The sequence below is a fragment of the Marinobacter sp. DUT-1 genome, from assembly GCF_050379415.1.
GTDB lineage: Bacteria > Pseudomonadota > Gammaproteobacteria > Pseudomonadales > Oleiphilaceae > Marinobacter.
This window is the reverse complement of sequence record NZ_JBNRLS010000001.1, coordinates 160,512-179,660: the sequence shown is the minus strand read 5'-3', so window position 1 is coordinate 179,660 and position 19,149 is coordinate 160,512. Positions and strand designations below refer to the sequence as shown.

Below are 19,149 nucleotides of genomic sequence, written 5' to 3'. Positions count from 1 at the left end.
GGTCGGCTCCTCAGTCCTCGCTCAGAACTTTTGGGGTGACGGCGCGGTGGAAGCCGTTCCAAGCCTCGTTGTTTTTGGCTTTCGGCATCGGCCAGACCCGGCCGCCCTGGGAGGCGGCGCCGTCGATTCTCAGGCAATCGCCGGAGATGAAGGCGGCGGCGGGGCTGAGCAGGAAACAGATGGCGGCGCTGACTTCCGATTCAGTGCCCAGGCGCTTGATTGGCACGGCATCGGCCAGGCTGCGGATCCAGCTCTTCATATGTGCGGGATAGTTGTCCATGCCGCTGGAGGCGATCCAGCCGGGCGCCACGGCGTTGACACGGACACCGGACGGAGCCCATTCCACAGCGGCGGTCTGGGTGAAGTTGACCATCCCGGCCCGGGCGGCGCCGGAGTGGCCCATGCCGGGCATGCCGCCCCACATGTCGGCGACAATGTTGACGATGGCACCGCCGGTTTTACTCAGGGCCTGGGTGTAGGCTTCCCGGGCCATCAGGAAGCCGCCGGTGAGGTTGGTCCGGACCACGGTTTCCCAGCCTTTCTGGTTGATGCCGGTCAGAGGGGAGGCAAACTGGCCACCGGCATTGTTCACCACACCGTTCAGGCTGCCGTGTTCGGCGATAATGGCGGCGACCGTGGCTTTGACCGACTCTTCTTCGCGGATATCGCACGCATGAGCGGAAGCGATGCCGCCGTCCTCTGTGATCTCCGCCTTCACCGCATCAACTTTCTCCTGCTTGCGGCCTACCAGCGCGACCCGGGCGCCCAGGGCGGCCAGCTCGTGGGCGGTGCACCGGCCGATACCGGAGCCACCGCCGGTGACGATGTAGACGTGGTCTTTGAACAGGTCCGGCTGGAATACAGAGCGATAACTCATCGTTTTTGTCCTTTTTCATACACGGCCCGGCTGACGGGCACGGGGAATTCCAGAAGTTGCTGGGCGAAGGCCTTGCCCTGGGGATCGATGCGCAGGCTCGCGACGCCGCCGCCCCCGAGGCTGTGTTCCAGCAGGAAATTGAAAGCATGCAGTCCGGGCAGGGCCCAGCGGGTGACCTGTCCGATTTCGGGATTCAGGGTATGGGCCATCCAGTCCGCGACGGCGGCCTCGGTCAGGGCGGCAGCGATGTAGGGCTCGAAGGCCGGGTCGCGGGCGATAACGCCGATGTTGCTGTGATCACCCTTGTCTCCGCTGCGGGCCCAGGCCAGTTCGATCAATGGGACCACCAGGTCGGTTTCCGTGATGGTGGAGGTCTCCGGAGCGTCGGGAAGTCCGGATGGATCAAAGCCGCCGTCTGTGTGGATCGACACGGGCGTCTGTTCTCCTCCCAGGTCTACGGTTACCGAGACGTCGGTCTTCGGAACCAGGCAGGACCAGAGCCGGATCTTGGGCCAGACGGTCGGCCGCCCGCCCACGATGCCGGTTATCCCGGGTGCCATGCCGGTGGCGGCCTGGGCGATTTCCCGGGAGAACAGTACCAGGGCCTCTTTCTTCGGGTGGGCGGTGCTGATCTTCACCACCACTTCCCGGCAGTCCTGGCCGCGGGCGTGGGCACCGTAGGTACTTTCGGTACCCAGCAGTTCGATGCTGGTTTCCGAGTAATCTGGCAGGCCCCGTTCGCTGAACAGGCGGGAGGTTTTGGCCAGGATGGCCTCGGCCACGGTCTGCGCCTTGTTGCGGGCATCGAGGCCGGCCAGCAGGAAGGTGACGGTGCACTTGAAACCGTCCGGCCAGGTGCCGGAGACCTTGTAGCTGTCAGTTGGCCTCTGGCCACGGGCCCCTTTGACCGTTACCCGGTCGGGGCCGGACTCTTCGAGAGTGACCCCGGTGAAATCACACACCACATCGGGAAGAAGATAGGCACGGGGATCGCCGATCTCATAGACCAGTTGTTCGGCCACGGTTCCCCGGCTGACCATGCCGTCGGTGTCCTCGGGCTTGGTGATGGCAAAGTCGCCCGAGGCGCTGACCTCGGCGATCGGAAAACCCATGTCGGCATAGCCGTCGGCCACATCCAGCCAGTCGGTGAAGTTGCCGCCGGTGGCCTGGGCACCGCATTCCAGCAGGTGGCCGGCGAGGCTGCCCTGGGCCAGTTTGTCATAGTCGTCCCATTGCCAGCCGAACTCGTGCACCAACGGTGCCAGTACCAGGGCGCTGTCCGCCACGCGGCCGGTGATGACAATGTCGGCGTCCTGTTCCAGCGCGCTCACGAGGCCCGGTGCCCCCAGATAGGCGTTGAGGCTGACCATCATGGCTGGCATCGGCTCGCCGGTGGTCATTTCGGTGATGCCGGCGTCGGAGAGCTTTTTCTTCTTCATCAGCAGGTCGTCACCGAGCACCAGGGCGATCTTCAGATCGACACCGGCCTTCTCGCACAACGACTGGAGGGCATCGCGGCAGGCTACGGGATTTACGCCGCCGGCATTGGCCAGCACCCGGATGCCTTTCTCTTTGATCTCGCCAAGCAAGGGGCCCATCACAGTCTGGACAAAATCCCGGGCATAACCCTGGGTCGGGTCCTTCATCTTCTGGCCGGCCATGATCGACATGGTGATCTCGGCCAGGTAATCCGCCACCAGGTAGTCGATATTGCCCTTCCTGACCAGTTGGGCGGCGGCGGTCTCGGTGTCGCCCCAGAACGCGGCGGAGCAGCCGATACGCACGGTCTTGCGGTTGGAATCTGACATCTTGTCTGCCTTGTCTTTGTCGCCCGCATCCGGCGGGGTTATCGGAGGATGGAAATGACAATACCAAGCAAGCGCTTGGTTTGTAAACAGACAAATTTGAGGTAGTATAAAAGGCCTGATCAGCCAACCGGATAGCCTTAGTGAGCCAGAACCAGATCCTCCAGTCTCTCATCGCCGAAAACCTCGTTTCCGACCCACAAGGCGCCCGCGGCCGGTTGCTGAAGGAAGCGGCGCGGTTGTTCCGGGAAAAGGGATATGAACGCACCACGGTCCGGGATCTCGCCGCCGCCGTGGGCATCCAGTCCGGCAGCCTGTTCCATCATTTCCGCACCAAGGAGGAAATCCTGAAGGCGGTGATGGTGGAGACGATCCGGCTGAACACCGCCCTGATGCAGGCGGCCATGGAAGTGGCGGAAACACCGAAAGACAAGCTCCGGGCATTGGTTCGGGCAGAGCTGGAGTCCATCAATGGCCAGACCGGCGAAGCCATGGCGGTTCTGGTTTTCGAGTGGCGCAGTCTTTCCGCGGATTCCCAGGCAGAAGTTCTGGAGCTTCGGGATATCTATGAAGCGCTCTGGCTGGATGTGCTTGGAACGTTGCGTGAGCAAAAGCGTCTGCTGGCGGACCCGTTCGTGGTTCGCCGTATGCTGACCGGAGCACTGAGCTGGACAGTGACCTGGTACCGGCCGGAGCGGGGTGGTTTGACCCTGGACGGTTTGACCGATCAGATCATGGCCATGCTCGGATTTCCGGCAACGCCCTGAATGGGGTTTCGTGTCAGACAAAGGGCCCCGGATAGGGCCCTTTGTTCGTTCTGGCGTGGATCAGTCGCGGGCCAGTTCCACGAGCCGGTATTCCACCAGGTTCGGGTCGGAGCGGATAGCTTCCTCGGTATACGGGAAGGCAATCCATTGCTTCTCGGAATAGGCCTGAGTCATATCCTTGAAGTAGGGTGAGGCCGGATCGGTGGACTGGGAGTAGGTCACAAAGCCCTCGGCCTTCGGCGTGCCATTTTCCCGCCAGGTGACGGTCTGGATATAGCTGTTGCCATAGTTCACATCGTACCGGCCGTCAGTCAGATCGTTCGGGCGGGAACTGGCGATGGTAAAGCTGCCTTCGAAACCCTCACCTCCGAAAATCGGGATTGGCGTGTCGTGGATTCCAGACAACTGGATATCCCGGACGGCCGCATCCAGCGCAATCGGGGAGTCCTGGATTCGTTTCACACCATCGGCGAAGGCGGTCTGGATCAGGGGGCTTGCCACATTGAGATTCGCCGGTGTATTGACTGGATCGTTCGGATCGAACGGAGACAGCCACTTGTCCGGCGAGGTGACCGGCAAAGGGTCAATACCTCGCCAGAATTCCCGCCAGATATGGCCTCCCACGGAATCCAGGTTGTGGGTCCCGTCCCACTGCCGCAACACCTCGCAGGCGGCTGAAATGTCCACCGGCTGGCCGGAGCTGCTCAGTAACGTGCCTGACGGACAGTAAGCGTCCAGCACATCCTGCCGCGCCAATTCCTCTGACAGAAGGCTGCTATTGAGTACCACGGACTGGAGGTTGGCGAGGTCAAAGCCGAGGCTGCCGGCCAGCCCATCGGTACCGTCCAGGCGATCCTGGACCTGCTGCATGCATTTGCGGGTCCTCAGGGTCCGTGCTGTCTCCTCATCACCGATGATTGCGGCGAAGCCGGTAAGCGGTTCTTCCGGGTTGGTAACCCAGTAGCTGTCGTTGCAGTTGTGTACCCAGTCGTCCCGGCGGAGGGTCGGGAGGTTGGCTGGCCCGAAGATGCCGGCGGCCGGTGCATCGGGGTCGGTGTCCCACTCACAATCGGCCCGGGAACCATCCAGGATCGGCAGCCCCGGCGCGAGTTGGTCGAAAACCGGGGACAGGGCGGTGGCGCAAACCGTGGCCTTGTCATCCGGTACGTTCGGTACGACCGTCACATCGCCGTAGTACGCCTGCTGTCCCGGGCCGGTCGCCACAGTATTGACCCAGGGCACACCCAAGACACTGGCATGCAGTTGGACGAATTCCTCAAAGCTGTCGGCCTGGTTCCAGCGGAAGAACTGATTCAGCAGGCGGTCATTTTCCGCATTGGCATCACGGAGTGTGTAGGCCTTCAGGGACGACCAGTTCAGCACCGGAACACCAGCGGCCTCGAAGGTCAGCATCGGGCCGTACTTCGACCGATACAGGGTGCGGGTGCGTTCTCCGACGGTGCCATCCTCTTCCAGTACTTCAATGGTGATATCGGAGCTTTCCATATCGACATATTCACCCTCGTACAGGTATTGAGTCGGATCTGCCGGGTTCAGAGTGAGCTCGTAGAAGGTGAACCTGTAGGCCGTGGATACCGTGTGGCTCCAGGCAAAATGCTCGTTGAAACCGATAAGGACAGCGGGCAGGCCATACAACGCCGCCCCCATGATTTCGGTGTCGTTGCCGACCTTCAGGTGGGCCAGATAAAGGCGTTCCGTTTTCTCCCAGGGAAAGTGCGGGTTGCCGAACAGCATTGATTCGCCAGTCCGGCTTGCTTCTGCTGAAAGGCCATACATGTTGCTGCCAATCGGGAGTTCCGCGCTGAAGGGGAAGGGCAGGCTTTCGCTACCCTCGCCCTCCAGGGCCGAGAGCAGATCCTCGGCGGTGGGCAGAGTGGTATCGGTGGTTTCCGGTGGTTGCGCAGTGGCTATACCATCGACGAATACCGAGGAGCTTGCCAGCACCGCAAGCCGAAGATAGCGCCGGTACATGTCCTGCTCTTCCAGGGCGAACAGCCACTCCTCGTCACGGCAGGCCTCGTGCCGGCCCGGGTGCCGGCCGTCCCGCACTTCCGATAGATAACGGTTGAATCCGTCCACATAGCCTTTCGAGGCTTCCAGCACCTCCGGGTCACTGTTTGACTTGAAAGGCGCAATGGCTTCATCGGTCAGGGTGGTACGCCAGAAGAAGTCCGCATTCAGGTTGGTTGTGGAGGCCCCGTTGGAGGGAATGCTGTATGGTCCTTCCGGGCCAAGATACCGGGATCGCAAGCCCCGGATGGTCAGGGTGTCTTCAGCGAGCAGACACAGGTTGTCCTCAGCCTGTGCGTAGCCATAGGCGTAACCGAGGCTGGAGAAGTCCTCTGCCTCGATATGAGGAATGCCGAAAGATGTGCGCCTGAGTGTCGCCCGATAAAGGGTCTTGTTGTCTCCCGCAATCTCGGTATTGTCTCCCGGGGCGGGTGAGGGAGGCGTGTCACTGTCGGAAATGCAGCCTGCCAGGATAAAGGGAATCAGTGCCAGTGGAATGGCTTGTTTCGGGTTCATCATCGTTTCGCCTTCTTTTGTTGTTTTGGCAACGCAGGGAACGGGGCGAACCGGCAAAAGGTTCCGGGCTTTGGCTGTGATATTCTTCGTTCGCCTACCGGCGAGGCGACACGCCCAAACGTACTGTTACTCTGAATGCATTGATACGTATCAAAAAAATGGACATGCAGTCCTTTCCATGAGGGCCATTGGCCTCATCGGCATATCCGCTTCGGCATTCGAGCCATTTTTGTCTGACAGTTTTGATCGCATCCTTGCAGCCGTGGACGACGAGGGTAGGGAAACCTTTTGGTGCGACGTTACGTCATCAGAAATCGGACGGGCACCTGGATGGGTACCCTCAATCTATAAAAACAATGCAAAGCAGGGCGAATTATGATTTCCACTCTGGTTACCTTATACCGCCGCAGTCGCGTGGCTTCTTCGAAACTTCTGACCGCCGGGGCTCTGATCCTGCTTGCCGGCTGTTCCGCGAATCCCATTTACACCACCACTGGTGTGGTGCTCTCAAACTATTCCGAGGGTGAGGCCACCCCTTATGTGCTGCAGATGTCCGATCCCCGGATGGCTTGCGCACTGGGTGAGGGCATTGATCCGCTGCTCTATTCTTTCTCCCGGGTGACCGATGCACCAGACAGCACCGGTTCCCTGCTGATGCTGCTGGCGGGTAACTGTGCCGAATACAAGGCCTGGGAGGCGGAGCTTGCCTACCTGAGGGCGGACTACCAGGGCAATGTCGAGGCCGCAAAGGATGCCAGGGAAGAAGCAAAACGCCTGAACGCCCTAACCGCCAAGCGCCGGTATGCCTCGTTCCAGAGGGCTATGGCGGCCTATGAATTTGACCCTTCGGCCGAGCCGCTGGAGTGTCCTTTCCTGTTCAGTGAGCAGGACGAACTCACCTTCCTGATGGGCCTGCTGACCGGCATGCAAGCTATCGTGAACGATGCCAACTCCGGTGCGATGGCGGGTGTTCCCAGAAACATCGCGCCCCAGGCCGAGCGTGCTGCTACCTGCCTGGACAACGAAAAGTGGGGGGGGACGCCCAATGCGATTCGTGCCCTGGTCTGGTTGCTGCTCCCGGATACCAAACCGGCATTGTCCCCTGACCCCTGGGAGGTGCTTGAACACAGCTCCGAGCTGGGCATAGAAAAAGGCATACGTGTTCCCCATGCCCTCCAGGTTGTGGCTGCCGAAACCTTTGGTCGCCCGGACAAGCTCGAAGAGGCCATCGCCTCTTTCGCTGAGGCCAATGCAACCGTCGAGGTCTGGGACGAGTACCGTCTGGTAGATGAGGTTGCCGCCGACGTAGTCTGGTTCTCGTCAGACAAACACTGGACCGCCAATTACGGCTACCGCACCCCGCAGACCTTCTTCGGCAAGATGAGCCCTGAGCGGGAAACCGAGAATGTAGAAACAATGAGTCTGGATGGCCTGCTCTGAGGCAGGCTGTCACCACCCTCTGAACAACCGATAAACACAAGAATGACCCGGAGGTCGATATGATCCGCAAATCCCTAACCGCCATGGCCCTGGTAGCAGCATCTCCTTTTGCATCGGCACAGAGTGTTTCGATGTGTGTGTTCGATGTCATTGGTGCCAACGGTGACTTCTACAATTTCGTCAAGGATTACGCCCTGGAGATGAAGGGCCACGGGGTGGACTTCGAACTGAAGCCCTACACCGATGAGGGTGTGGCCATTGGTGACTTCAATGCCGGCCAGTGTGATGCGGTGGCAGCAACCGATATCCGGATACGTCCGTTCAACAAGTTCACCGGCAGCATCAGTGCCGTAGGCGCCATTCCCACCTATGACAACCTGAAGACCCTGCTGGCGACCCTGGCGCAGCCGAAAGCGGCGCCGCTGATGAAAGACAACGGCTATGAGGTGCTGGGTATCATTCCGGTGGGTGCGGGTTATCTCTTTGTGAACGACCGCAGCATCGACACCGCCGGCGAACTGGCCGGCAAGCGCATGGCGACCCTGGACTACCAGAAAGACGCCATTCACATGGTGAACTACGTGAAAGCGACGGTTGTGCCGTCCGACATCACCAACTTTGCCGGCAAGTTCAACAACGGCTCTGTCGATACCGCCTACGCGCCGGCGTTCGCCTATGAGGCTCTGGAGCTTTACAAGGGCATCGGTGACAAGGGTGGTGTTGTGGATTATCCGCTGGCGCAACTGACGCTTCAGATGGTCGCCCGCGATGACGTCCTGGATGACGAAACCGCCCAGAAAGCCCGTGAAGTTGCCTGGGGTATGTTCCCGCAGGCCATGAACCTCGTTAAGGGCCAGGAAGCGGCGATTCCGGATGAAAAATGGGTCCGGATCCCCGAGAAGGACATTCGAGGCTACCAGGAGATGTTCCGTGAGAACCGCATTGAGATGCGGGACGGCCTTAACGGTGCCCCGGACGTTTACCATCCGAAGATGATGAGCCTGCTCAGCAAGATCCGCTGCGCCAGCAATCCTTCGGCTGCCGAGTGCACCGCGGCCAACCGCGAATAACAGGGCGGGATACTCATGAACTGGCGAGCACTGACCGCTCCGGCCGCAAGGACGCTCTACCCCGTGCATCGCATGCACGGGGCAGTCCTCCTGCTACTGCTGTTGTTCACCCTGTTGTTGGGGATGGGGAATTCCCTGCATTCCCGGTTGCTTTGGGTGGGTGAGCAGACCTGGCCGAATTACTACCTGCTGAATCCGGATGCCACGGAACCCTCGTGCCAGCTGGAAATGGATATCGAGGCGGAGGTGGCCAAACGGGTGGCTGCCTACAAGCCCGACCCCGACGATCTGTTCAGTTCGCCGCCCAATCCGGAGGCGATTCGCAAGTCCCTGGAGAGCAACCTCGAGCTGTGTCAGCAGCAATATGCGGTCTACGAGCAGAACCTGAAGCACGCAACCCCGGCGCTGGGTATGTTCAAGACGGTGGAACAGGGGCTCGCCGAGTTCCTGCTCGATAACATCGAGCTCACCAAATACCTGTTCATTGCCATGTTTGCCATGGCGGCGGCGATAGCTGCGCTGGACACCGACCACATTGCGCTCCGGTTGCCACGGAACCGGGCCGAATGGCGGTTGAGCCAGGGCGTGCAGTTTGTGGTCAACGGACTGATGGTGCTGTCCCTGAATGCCTATCTCGGCAAGCTCGCCACCTCGCCGGGCTCGGATGACACCATGAGTCTGCAGTATGCCTGGGCCGGCGTGTTCGGACTGTTCATGGTGATCAACGCGACCCGGTTCCTGAACATTCCGGACCGGATCCGTCCCGGCAAGCTGAGCGCGTCCTCGGGCCTGGTGATCCCGCTGTACTGCGGTATGGGCCTGATTGCCATGAGCTACTTCTTCCTGGTGGACGGTTATGCGTCGGGCCTGGCTATCTACTTCGGAATGATGTCCAACCTGTCGTCGATGTTCATCAACATCGGCCTGTATGTGCTGGTGGGCATGATGCTCAAACAGACCCGGATTCCGGAGCTGCTGCTGAACGTCATCAAGCCGTTCCACCTGCCGGCGCCGCTGCTTGCCTCGGTGATCATATTTTCCACGGCTTTTCCGACTGCATTTACCGGTGCTTCGGGCATCTTCATCCTGGCGGTCGGTGGCGTCGTTTACGATGAACTGCGCCGTGCCGGCGCTGGGCGCCAGCTCTCACTCGCCACCACTGCCATGTCCGGCAGTCTGGGGGTCGTCCTCAATCCTTGTTTGCTGATTGTTGTGGTGGCGGCCTTGAACAAGGAGGTCACAACCACGGAGATGTACAGCTGGGGCTTCTGGGTATTCCTGATGTCCGCCAGTCTGTTTTCGCTGATCGTGTGCAAGACCGAGGGCAACTGGAAGCCCCGTCCGGCACCGGGCGCCTTCCGCGCGGCCCTCGGTGAGACCCGGGCATTGCTGCCCTACGTGGTCGTGGGCGCCATTGTGATCGTGGCGATCTGGATCATCCTGGGGCTGAAGTTCAACGAGTACAGTGCGCCGTTGATCCTGCCGCTGGTGATGCTGGCGCTGGTGCTACTGGATGCCGGCAGGGACAGCCGGGAAGACGGTGAGACCCGGGCCCAGGCGTTCTGGAGCCGGAGTTCCGCCGCCGCCAGTGATTCCGCGGTGCATATCGGGGCGCTGCTGGCACTGATCGGCTTCTCGATCTGTCTCGGCGGCATCCTGGAGCGTTCGGATATTGTCCATGCGCTGTTCCCGGAGGACCTCACCAGTCCCTGGATTGCCATGCTGGTGATTGTCGTGATGCTGACCGTTATCGGTATGGTGATGGACCCGTTTGGTGCTGTCATTCTGGTCTCCGCCACCATTGCCCAACCTGCGATCCAGCTGGGTATCGATCCGCTGCATTTCTGGATTGTGTGTCTCGTCGCCTTCGAGCTGGGATACCTCAGCCCGCCAGTGGCGTTGAACCACCTCCTGACCCGACAGGTGGTCGGGGAGACGGAAGTGCTTGCTGCCGAGCGCACCGGTTCCTTCTGGCACCGCTATGAGCGTCTCCTGCTGCCCCTGGCGGTGATGGGGCCGACACTCCTGCTGGTCGCCTTTATTCCGATGCTGTTCTACGCGCTCTAACCTGGCTTCTGTAGATTGAAGTAACCGCCACCGGCCCGGCCGCTGGCGGTTTTTTTTCATCCGTGAGGCGTTTATCCCCGTACTCGCAGACAGGGGCGGTAACGAATGCTGGGTGATGGTGTATGCTTGAATTGGCAGACGGAAAAGGCGGATTGGAAGAAGAAAAGGAACCCGGGATGCTTAGGAAAAGCTTGGTAGTGAGCCTGGCAGTGGCTTTGGCTGGTTGTGGAGGTGGCTCCGGTGGTGGTGAAACCGCGCCGGTGGATGTGGCACTCTCCGGGGTGATCGATATCGAGGCGGGAACCCGGGTAGATGTCGATACTGCCGATTCGCTCTCGCTGAATCCGTCTCCGTCTGACAGTGTTCAGGCATTGCCTGCGGAATTCATTCTTGCAGGCTATGTAAGTAGCGAGGACGGAAGCTATCCGACTGCAGGCGGGTTTCCCGGTACCGATTACTTCACTGATGCTCTCGACCGCTTTGCCTTGAACCTGGCTCCGGATCAGCGCGTGTCGCTGCAGGCGTTTGCAACCCGTGCCGGCCGCTCCGGTCTGACGCTCAGGTTACTGGATCCCGTTTCAGGTGATCTGATCGCCAGCGTCAGTACCAGTGAAACCACCTCCCAGGTGAGTGTCAGCCTCGCTGATGACAACACCCGGTCCTGGCCGGAGGGCACCTACCGGATAGAGGTGTTGGCCGACTCAACACCCATGCTCTATATCCTGTCGTCCTCGGCTTCCGGCCTGTCTGCCCAGTCTGTCCATGAATGGCCCAACCATCAGTTTGTCGAGGGGGAGGCCATTGTTGCCCTGGAGCAGGAGCAGGGGTTTCAGGGCGCTGCGTCAGCGCAGATGTCTGCGCTCGGGATGACTGAAATGAGAGGGCTTGGTCGGGGGCTCTGGCGAGTACGAATGGCCGAGACTGTGAGTCAGGGCGATGGCAACCGGGCAAGCCAGACTCTGGCGTGGATTGAAAGCTTGCGCAAAGACGGAGCGGTGAAAAGCGCCGTGCCCAACTACCTGGTCAGATCCCAGGAGACGCCAGTCAGTGAGCCGCTTTATGCCGACCCTGCTTTGGGTCAGCAGTGGCACTATGAGCTGTTGAATGCTCCCATTGCCTGGCAACTTGCCCAGGACGGCGGGCAAGGCGTGAGTGTTGCGGTTCTGGATACCGGGCTCTTTGGCCGGCCAGGAAACTGGCATGTGGACCTGAACGCCAACGTCGGTATTACTGAAGATTTTGTTTCCGGCGAATACGACAACGATGGCGATCCCGAACCCGACGATAACCCTTCTGACCCTGGTAATAGTGTGGGTGGTAGCGTCTACCACGGCACTCATGTGGCCGGCACGGTAGCTGCTGCGGTCAACCAGAGAGGTGGTGGCGGTATTGCCTACCAGTCAACGCTGGTGCCTGTCCGGGTGTTGGGCGAGGGGGGTACCGGATCCTCTGAAGATTTGCTAAATGCACTAAACTGGGTTGCCGGCGGAGATACCGGGCCTATCCGGGCCGATATTGTTAACCTGAGCCTGGGCGGCCTGCCTTTTATCCAGAATTTACAGGATGCCATTAACCTGGGTACCGCACGTGGCGCCATTTACGTGGCGGCAGCAGGAAATGCCGCATCTAGCACGCCGTCCTATCCGGCGGCCTTTGATAATGTGTTTGCTGTCAGCGCGGTGGATGGAGCCGGGGTGTTGTCCACGTATTCCAACTTTGGCTCCTGGGTCGACCTGGCGGCACCGGGCGGTGATGCCAGCCGGGACGGAAATGCCGATGGCCGGGGCGATCTGGTCAGCAGCACCAGCGCAGCCGTGATCGACGGAACCCTGACGGCCACCTATGCCGGCCTCCAGGGCACCTCCATGGCCGCGCCGCATGTTTCCGGTGTGCTGGCGTTGATGAAAAATGAGAACGCTTTGCTTGATTATCCGGCGGTCAATGCGATGCTTCAGGCAGGCAAGCTTACGGTTTCCTCCTGTGATAATGCGTGCAGAAATGACGAACTTGGCTGGGGGTTGATGGATGCTGCCAAGTCCGTATTGGCGGCCTCGGAGGCGCCGGTAACCGACCTGCTGACGGCGTCTCCCGCCATTGTCACCCTTTCGACGGAAGGAGCCTCTTCGGCAACTGTGTCGCTGGAGGTGTATGGGGATTCGCCTACCACAGTCACCATTGATACTGTTCAGCTTAAATCGCCGGCGGCGTGGCTTGACGTGGGAGCTGTAGAGCCAGCTGATTCGGGAACCAGTTTTACAATCGATCTTTCCTTGATTCCTGAGGCATTGGAGGAAGGGGTTTCGGAGAGGACAGCGCTTCAGATCAACTATACTGGCGGTGAATCCCGCACCCTGGAAATCCCGGTCATTGGTCAGCAACTGGCCGATCAAGCCCTCCGTAACGCAGGCCGCCACTTTGTCCTGCTGGTCGACCCGGTGCCGGAGGGCGACATCTTTACGACTGTGTCCCAGGCAACCGTGGAGGTGGTAAATGGCCAATACCAGTTCAGCTTCCGCCCGGATGATGGCGTTGAACCCAGATTTCTTTCCGAGGTTCCACCCGGGAACTACTTCCTGGTGGCCGGCTCGGACCTCGATAACGACGGTCTGATCTGTCATGCTGGTGAAGCCTGTGCCGAGTACCCGGTCTCCGGTCTGCGGGAGGAGATTACCATTACCGCAGGTGAAGCCATCCAGGGCATCCGGATGACCACCAGCTACTCGAGGCCGACGATTTCCGCCCAGTCCCCCGATGTTCTCCCGCGCCCGGGATTTGAGGGCTATCGTCTGCTCTCGGCGCAGCCGGATAATGAAACCACCAAGAGTATTCGCTGATCATGACGTTACTGTCCCGTTGTCTTACTCTCACCCTCGCCGGCGCCAGCATGGTGGTTGCCGGCTGTGCAACCAGTCAGCCCCAGGTTCAGACCGATGAGGGTGCGCCCCTGGCCAGGCAGATCAGCCAGTCATCCCATTGTGGCCTGACGGCACCAGGTCATCTGCTTCTGAAGAGCGAGACCGATGTCGGGCGTCTGGAAGGGTTGCAGGACCGGACCTTGCCCCTGGCGCCACTCAGGGCCGTGGATTTTGCGCGGGAACAGGTGGTCCTTGCAGCACTGGGCCAGAAACCCACGGGCGGCTACAGTGTCACCCTGGTGTCCTCGGCTATCGAGGATGACACCCTGGAGCTTTCCGTTCGTATTCGTGAACCGCAACCGGACATGTTGGTCACCCAGGCGCTGACCACTCCCTGCGCCGCCATTGCAGTCACTGCCAGCGGCTGGAGTGACATCCGCATCACGCCCGAGCAAAACAACCGTTGATCTTTGCCGTTGAATCCCTAAGCTATGGCTCAGCTTTTCTGACCAATTGCGGAGTCACTTCCTGACTATGAGCCAGCAACAGTACAACGCCGACGCCATTGAAGTCCTGAGCGGTCTGGATCCGGTGCGCAAGCGCCCGGGTATGTACACGGACACCTCGCGCCCGAACCACCTGGCCCAGGAAGTCATCGATAACAGTGTCGACGAGGCCCTTGCCGGTCACTCCCGCCGCATTGATGTCATCCTGCACAGCGACGGCTCCCTGAGTGTCGAGGACGACGGTCGTGGCATGCCGGTGGATATCCATAAGGAAGAGGGGCTCTCGGGCGTCGAGCTGATCCTGACCCGGCTGCACGCCGGCGGCAAGTTCTCCCAGGGCAACTACAATTTTTCCGGCGGTCTGCACGGGGTTGGTGTCTCGGTGGTCAATGCCTTGTCCACCGAGCTGGAAGTGACCATCAAGCGCGACGGCCAGCTGCACCGGATGACTTTTGCAAACGGCGACAAAGTCACCGAGCTGGAGGTGATCGACACTGTCGGTAAGCGCAATACCGGCACCCGGCTGCGCTTCAAGCCTGATCCAAAGTACTTTGACAGCCCCAACTTCTCCATCAGTCGACTGCGCCACAACCTCCGCGCCAAAGCAGTTCTGTGCCCGGGCCTGATCGTCACCTTCCTGCAGGAAAAAACCGGGGAGAAGGACGAATGGTTTTATGAGGATGGCCTGAGGGATTACCTGCGCACCGCGCTGGCGGACATCGAGGCCGTTCCCCTGGAGCCGTTCACCGGGAGTTTCTCCGGTAATAAGGAGGCCGTGGACTGGGCCATCCAGTGGTTGCCGGAGGGCGGCGAGGCGGTCATGGAAAGTTATGTCAACCTGATCCCGACCGCCCAGGGCGGTACCCACGTCAACGGGCTTCGGACCGGTCTGCTCGAGGCCATGCGGGAGTTCTGCGAGTTCCGCAATCTGCTTCCGCGGGGCGTTAAGCTGTCGCCGGAAGATATCTGGGAACGGGTGGCCTACGTGCTCTCGTTCAAGATGCAGGAGCCCCAGTTCTCGGGGCAGACCAAGGAGCGTCTGTCTTCCCGGGAGGCCGCGGCCTTTATCTCCGGGGTGGTGAAGGATGCCTTCAGTCTGTGGCTGAACCAGCATACCGATGTGGCCGAAGCCCTGGCCGAATTGTTCATCAACAATGCCCAGCGCCGCTTGCGGGCAAGCAAGAAGGTAGCCCGGAAGAAGGTCACGTCCGGCCCGGCTCTGCCTGGCAAGCTTGCTGACTGCTCCGGTGGCGATACTGCCCGATCCGAATTGTTCCTGGTGGAGGGGGACTCCGCCGGTGGTTCCGCCAAGCAGGCGCGGGACCGGGAGTTCCAGGCGGTGATGCCCCTGCGGGGCAAGATCCTCAACACCTGGGAAGTGGATTCCGGTGAGATCCTGGCCTCCCAGGAAGTCCACGACATCGCTGTCGCCATTGGTGTGGATCCGGGTTCGGACGACCTAGCCGGCCTGCGCTATAACAAGATCTGCATCCTGGCGGACGCGGACTCCGACGGCCTGCACATCGCCACTTTGCTGTGTGCGCTGTTCGTGAAGCACTTCCGGCCCCTCGTTGCCGCCGGGCACGTCTTCGTTGCCATGCCGCCGTTGTATCGTGTCGATCTGGGCAAGGAAACTTTCTATGCCCTGGATGAGCACGAGAAGCAGGGCATCATCGATCGCCTGGCGGCGGAGAAGCGCAAAGGCAAGATCCAGGTCACCCGGTTCAAGGGCCTTGGCGAGATGAACCCTCTGCAGCTGCGTGAGACCACCATGGCACCGGACACCCGCCGACTGGTCATGCTGACGCTGGAGGAGGGTGATCAGACCGATGAACGGATGGACATGCTGCTTGGCAAGAAGCGGGCTTCGGACCGCCGTGCGTGGCTGGAAACCTACGGCAATATGGCCGACGTTGCGGTTTAATATTCCATTAAGTGATTTAAAAATCGCGCTTTATTCTTTTTAAGTATTCAAGATAGTCGCTATGCTGCCAGTTTTCATAACGGGGAATACCGGATATGGACTGGCAGGGCTGGTTCGCGTTGGGTCTGTCCGGCGCGGCATTATTACTGATGAGCTCAGGACGCTTTGCGCCCCACATGGTCATGATGGGCGTGCTGGTGGTGTTGAGCGTCAGTGGCCTGATTTCCCCGGAACAGGCCCTGGCCGGGTTCAGTAACACCGGCCTGATTACCGTGGTGGCATTGTTTGTGGTCGCCTCGGGCATCCACCACTCCGGCGGCGTCGATCTACTGGTGCGCCACCTGCTTCGCTCCCCCAAAACCGTCCGCAGCGCCCAGGCCCGTATTGCCCTGCCGGTGTCCCTGCTCAGTGGGTTTCTGAACAACACGCCGGTGGTGGCGACCATGATTCCGGCGGTGCATGCATGGTCCCGCAAGATCGGTATTTCACCCTCCAAGCTAATGATTCCCCTGAGCTATTCCGCCATCCTAGGCGGCACCCTGACGCTGATCGGCACCAGCACCAACCTGGTGGTGAACGGCCAGTACCAGCAGCTGACCGGCGGCGACGGTTTCTCCATTTTCTCCATTACCATGGTCGGCCTGCCGGTGGCCGTCATTGGCCTGACGGTGATGCTGCTGGTCATGCCCCGGTTTTTGCCGGACCGGAAAGATCAGCAGAAATTCGGTTCCATGCGGGAGTTCACCCTGGAAGTGGCGGTTTCCGACGGTGGGCCGCTGGTGGGCAAGACCGTGGGCGAGGCCGGACTCCGGGAGCTTGAGCGCCTTTACCTGGTGGAGATCGAACGGAATGGCAGCGTGGTGACGGCGGTGCCCTCCGAAGAGCACCTGCGCGGCGGCGACCGGCTGGTCTTTGCCGGGGATACCCAGGCCATCTCCGACCTGCTGCGGATCAACGGTATCGTGCCCTCGGTGCATGAGGACGAGCCGTCCCTGAGCAAGGACCGGACCGAGCGGCGGCTGGTGGAAGCGGTGCTGTCGCCCCAGTCGGATGTGCTCGGGCTGACCATCCGGGATGCCAGGTTCCGGGACCGCTACGGTGCCGTGGTGCTGGCGGTGGCTCGTGGTGGCGAGCGGGTCTCGGGCAATCTGGGCAATATCCGCCTCAAGCCCGGGGATGTACTGTTGCTGGAAGCCCGCCCCGCCTTCGTCAGTCGGCAGCGTTATAACAAGGATTTCCTGCTGATCAACGATCTGGATACCGATACGCCGCGCCACGACCGGGCCTGGGTGTCCTGGAGCATTCTGGTGGTTCTCGTGGGGCTGGCGGCCTGCGGGATCATGAGTATGCTCAACGCCGCGCTGCTGGGGGCCGCGTTGATGATTCTCAGCGGTTGCTGCTCGGTGGGGCAGGCCCAGAAATCGGTAGATGTCCCGGTCGTTCTTACCATTGCCGCCTCATTCGCCCTGGGGGCGGCCCTGCAGGAAACCGGCGCGGCCAGCTACCTGGCCGAGGGCATCCTGGGGCTCAGCCATGGCCACGTCCTGCTGGCTATCCTGCTGGTCTACTTCGCAGTCTCCACTCTGACCGAAATGGTGACCAACAACGCCGCGGCCGTTCTGGTGATACCTGTGGTGTTGTCCATGACCACGGCCATGGGAGCACCCGCCGAACCTTTCGTGATTGCGGTCATGATGGCCGCATCTGCCAGTTTTGCCACACCGCTCGGGTATCAGACCAACATGATGGTATTCGGCCCCGGTGGCTACCGATTTGCTGATTTCGTGCGGGTCGGGCTGCCGATGAACCTGTTTATCGGCCTGGTAACCGTGGCAGTGATTGCCGTGGTTTACGGGATCAGTCTGTACTGACTCGAGGGTCGATCGGGCTGGACAGGATGTCGCAGCAAAGCACTCTGAGCTCCCCGTTCTGGTAGAAACCCAGGGACAGGGTCACGCACATATAGGCACCGGTGACACACAGGTAAGGTGCTGTGACCTGTAGTTTCTCCGGCTGTGCGAGGGCCTGACGGAGGTACTGCTGTCGATACCAGTCGGCACTGCTGCTGTCTTCCAGAGGCCGGAACCGTGGGTCAAGGTTGCGTGTGCCGGCATTCGATACCAGGGTTGCATCTATCTGTATGCCGTTGGCATCCACCAGATAGCAGCGGGAAACCGTCGGGTGGTTGAGCATTTCCGCACAGGCTTCCGCCATGGTGGCGCCGGAATACATCCGGTCGATGGCTCTCAGGAAGAAGTACTCGAAGAAGTTCACTACCTGCTGCGTCGGATCAAAGGTTACCGGATTATGCCGTTTGTACTCGTCCAGTAACTGACCAAAATCGGCGGGCGATGCCTCCAGGCCACTGAGTTTGGTACTGGGCTTGCGGAAGTAGAAGCCCTGGACAAAGTCCACGCCGGCATCGATGGCGATCATCGCCTGACTCCGGGTTTCCACGCCCTCCAGTAAAACCAGGCACGCCGACTGGTGCAGCAGGGAGACGATGCCGTTGAGGATCTGCCGGGCCTTCGGGTCCTCGGTGGCCCGTGTCAGCAGGGTCCGGTCCAGCTTGACGATGTCCGGTGACAGGTTCCAGATCCGTTCGAAGTTGGAGTGGCCCGCTCCGAAGTCATCAATGGCTGTCAGGCAGCCGAGCTCCCGATAGTAGGCCACGGTTTCCCGCAGTCGCTCGGCATCGTCCGTGGGTTGTTCGACGATTTCCATCACGATTCGGTGCGGTGGCAGCCCGGTTTTCTTCAGCAGCTGGCCAAAGAAGGAGTCAGACGGGTTGCCAACCGTAGCCACCTTGGGTGAAACGTTGAGGAACAGCCAGTTCAGTTCATCTTTGATGCCGCTGTAGTTACGGATATGCAGGTAGCGGCAAAGCCGGTCCAGCAGGAGATTCTCGAAATCCGAGGCTGGCAGCTTGAACAGGTCCACCGGCAGGATCTGGGTATTCCTGGTGTCAAATGCCCGGATCAGCGCCTCGTACCCGACGATTCGTTTGTGGGAAACGCTGTAGATAGGCTGGAGAGCGGTTTTCAGGGTCAGCCCCTGGAATTCCGCAGTCCAGACATCGCCTTCCTGGTTGATCATGGACGAGAGCTGATCAAGCTCGGGGGATCTGAACTTCTGAGGCGATGGTTGGGGCATGGTTTCTTCGGGTCGTTATGGCTCGAGACTGCATTCTTTGGCGGAGATTGCCAAAAAAATGCAGGCATTACCATAACTTCCCTGAAGAAACGGGAATCCGTTAGTGTTCTGGAGAAGATTGACGGGATGAGCGAATGA

12 protein-coding genes are annotated in these 19,149 nt (G+C 60.3%); 8 read left to right on the top strand and 4 right to left on the bottom strand.

Features of this window, described 5'->3' with window-relative positions; genetic code table 11:
• Positions 1 to 10 precede the first annotated feature (10 nt).
• Both ACQUTG_RS00775 and ACQUTG_RS00770 read right to left on the bottom strand, forming a co-directional pair.
• Positions 11 to 877 carry an SDR family oxidoreductase gene (locus ACQUTG_RS00775; protein WP_428917581.1) on the bottom strand — a complete coding sequence of 289 codons (867 nt, stop codon included), beginning with the start codon at positions 875 to 877 and terminating at the stop codon, positions 11 to 13.
• The gene (locus ACQUTG_RS00770) at positions 874 to 2,685 is read right to left on the bottom strand and encodes an acyclic terpene utilization AtuA family protein (RefSeq protein WP_428917580.1); all 1,812 of its coding nucleotides are present in this window, start codon (positions 2,683 to 2,685) and stop codon (positions 874 to 876) included. Before ACQUTG_RS00770 ends, ACQUTG_RS00775 begins: the two co-directional genes overlap by 4 nt.
• A gap of 131 nt (positions 2,686 to 2,816) precedes the next feature.
• Between ACQUTG_RS00770 and ACQUTG_RS00765 the strand changes: the two genes are divergently transcribed.
• Entirely contained in the window at positions 2,817 to 3,449 is a 633-nt protein-coding gene (locus tag ACQUTG_RS00765) for a TetR/AcrR family transcriptional regulator (protein WP_428918435.1), read from the top strand.
• Positions 3,450 to 3,509: 60 nt separating this feature from the next.
• On the opposite strand, the gene ACQUTG_RS00760 is transcribed toward ACQUTG_RS00765, so the two are convergent.
• The gene (locus ACQUTG_RS00760; RefSeq protein ID WP_428917579.1) at positions 3,510 to 5,996 is read right to left on the bottom strand and encodes a penicillin acylase family protein; all 2,487 of its coding nucleotides are present in this window, start codon (positions 5,994 to 5,996) and stop codon (positions 3,510 to 3,512) included.
• Between the two features lie 375 nt (positions 5,997 to 6,371).
• Between ACQUTG_RS00760 and ACQUTG_RS00755 the strand changes: the two genes are divergently transcribed.
• The 7 genes from ACQUTG_RS00755 (at position 6,372) to ACQUTG_RS00725 (ending at position 17,729) form a co-directional block, all read left to right on the top strand.
• Complete coding sequence (locus ACQUTG_RS00755) at positions 6,372 to 7,436, top strand: hypothetical protein (RefSeq protein WP_428917578.1); 1,065 nt, start codon at positions 6,372 to 6,374, stop codon at positions 7,434 to 7,436.
• Between the two features lie 59 nt (positions 7,437 to 7,495).
• Complete coding sequence (locus ACQUTG_RS00750; protein ID WP_428917577.1) at positions 7,496 to 8,506, top strand: putative solute-binding protein; 1,011 nt, start codon at positions 7,496 to 7,498, stop codon at positions 8,504 to 8,506.
• A 15-nt stretch (positions 8,507 to 8,521) separates the two neighbouring features.
• A complete protein-coding gene (locus ACQUTG_RS00745; protein ID WP_428917576.1) occupies positions 8,522 to 10,573 on the top strand; it encodes a TRAP transporter large permease subunit in 2,052 nt (683 codons plus the stop codon).
• Positions 10,574 to 10,749: 176 nt separating this feature from the next.
• On the top strand, positions 10,750 to 13,407 hold the full coding sequence (locus ACQUTG_RS00740; RefSeq protein WP_428917575.1) for a S8 family serine peptidase: 2,658 nt from the start codon (positions 10,750 to 10,752) through the stop codon (positions 13,405 to 13,407).
• 2 nt (positions 13,408 to 13,409) lie between these two features.
• The gene (locus ACQUTG_RS00735) at positions 13,410 to 13,895 is read left to right on the top strand and encodes a protease complex subunit PrcB family protein (RefSeq protein WP_428917574.1); all 486 of its coding nucleotides are present in this window, start codon (positions 13,410 to 13,412) and stop codon (positions 13,893 to 13,895) included.
• Positions 13,896 to 13,962: 67 nt separating this feature from the next.
• Positions 13,963 to 15,858, top strand: a complete 1,896-nt coding sequence (gene parE / locus ACQUTG_RS00730) for a DNA topoisomerase IV subunit B (protein ID WP_428917573.1) — start codon at positions 13,963 to 13,965, stop codon at positions 15,856 to 15,858.
• Positions 15,859 to 15,953: 95 nt separating this feature from the next.
• Complete coding sequence (locus ACQUTG_RS00725; RefSeq protein WP_428917572.1) at positions 15,954 to 17,729, top strand: SLC13 family permease; 1,776 nt, start codon at positions 15,954 to 15,956, stop codon at positions 17,727 to 17,729.
• On the opposite strand, the gene ACQUTG_RS00720 is transcribed toward ACQUTG_RS00725, so the two are convergent.
• A complete protein-coding gene (locus ACQUTG_RS00720; protein WP_428917571.1) occupies positions 17,716 to 19,011 on the bottom strand; it encodes an EAL domain-containing protein in 1,296 nt (431 codons plus the stop codon). The two genes, ACQUTG_RS00725 and ACQUTG_RS00720, sit on opposite strands and share 14 nt — an antisense overlap.
• Between the last annotated feature and the right edge of the window lie 138 nt (positions 19,012 to 19,149).

Bases quoted from the DNA above. Each gene is read 5' to 3' on its own strand.
- ACQUTG_RS00770 (WP_428917580.1), bottom strand. From the start codon at position 2,685: ATGTCAGATTCCAACCGCAAGACCGTGCGTATCGGCTGCTCCGCCGCG.
- ACQUTG_RS00755 (WP_428917578.1), top strand. From the start codon at position 6,372: ATGATTTCCACTCTGGTTACCTTATACCGCCGCAGTCGCGTGGCTTCT.
- ACQUTG_RS00740 (WP_428917575.1), top strand. From the start codon at position 10,750: ATGCTTAGGAAAAGCTTGGTAGTGAGCCTGGCAGTGGCTTTGGCTGGT.
- ACQUTG_RS00735 (WP_428917574.1), top strand. From the start codon at position 13,410: ATGACGTTACTGTCCCGTTGTCTTACTCTCACCCTCGCCGGCGCCAGC.
- ACQUTG_RS00775 (WP_428917581.1), bottom strand. From the start codon at position 877: ATGAGTTATCGCTCTGTATTCCAGCCGGACCTGTTCAAAGACCACGTC.
- ACQUTG_RS00750 (WP_428917577.1), top strand. From the start codon at position 7,496: ATGATCCGCAAATCCCTAACCGCCATGGCCCTGGTAGCAGCATCTCCT.
- ACQUTG_RS00725 (WP_428917572.1), top strand. From the start codon at position 15,954: ATGGACTGGCAGGGCTGGTTCGCGTTGGGTCTGTCCGGCGCGGCATTA.
- ACQUTG_RS00760 (WP_428917579.1), bottom strand. From the start codon at position 5,996: ATGAACCCGAAACAAGCCATTCCACTGGCACTGATTCCCTTTATCCTG.
- ACQUTG_RS00745 (WP_428917576.1), top strand. From the start codon at position 8,522: ATGAACTGGCGAGCACTGACCGCTCCGGCCGCAAGGACGCTCTACCCC.
- parE (WP_428917573.1), top strand. From the start codon at position 13,963: ATGAGCCAGCAACAGTACAACGCCGACGCCATTGAAGTCCTGAGCGGT.
- ACQUTG_RS00720 (WP_428917571.1), bottom strand. From the start codon at position 19,011: ATGCCCCAACCATCGCCTCAGAAGTTCAGATCCCCCGAGCTTGATCAG.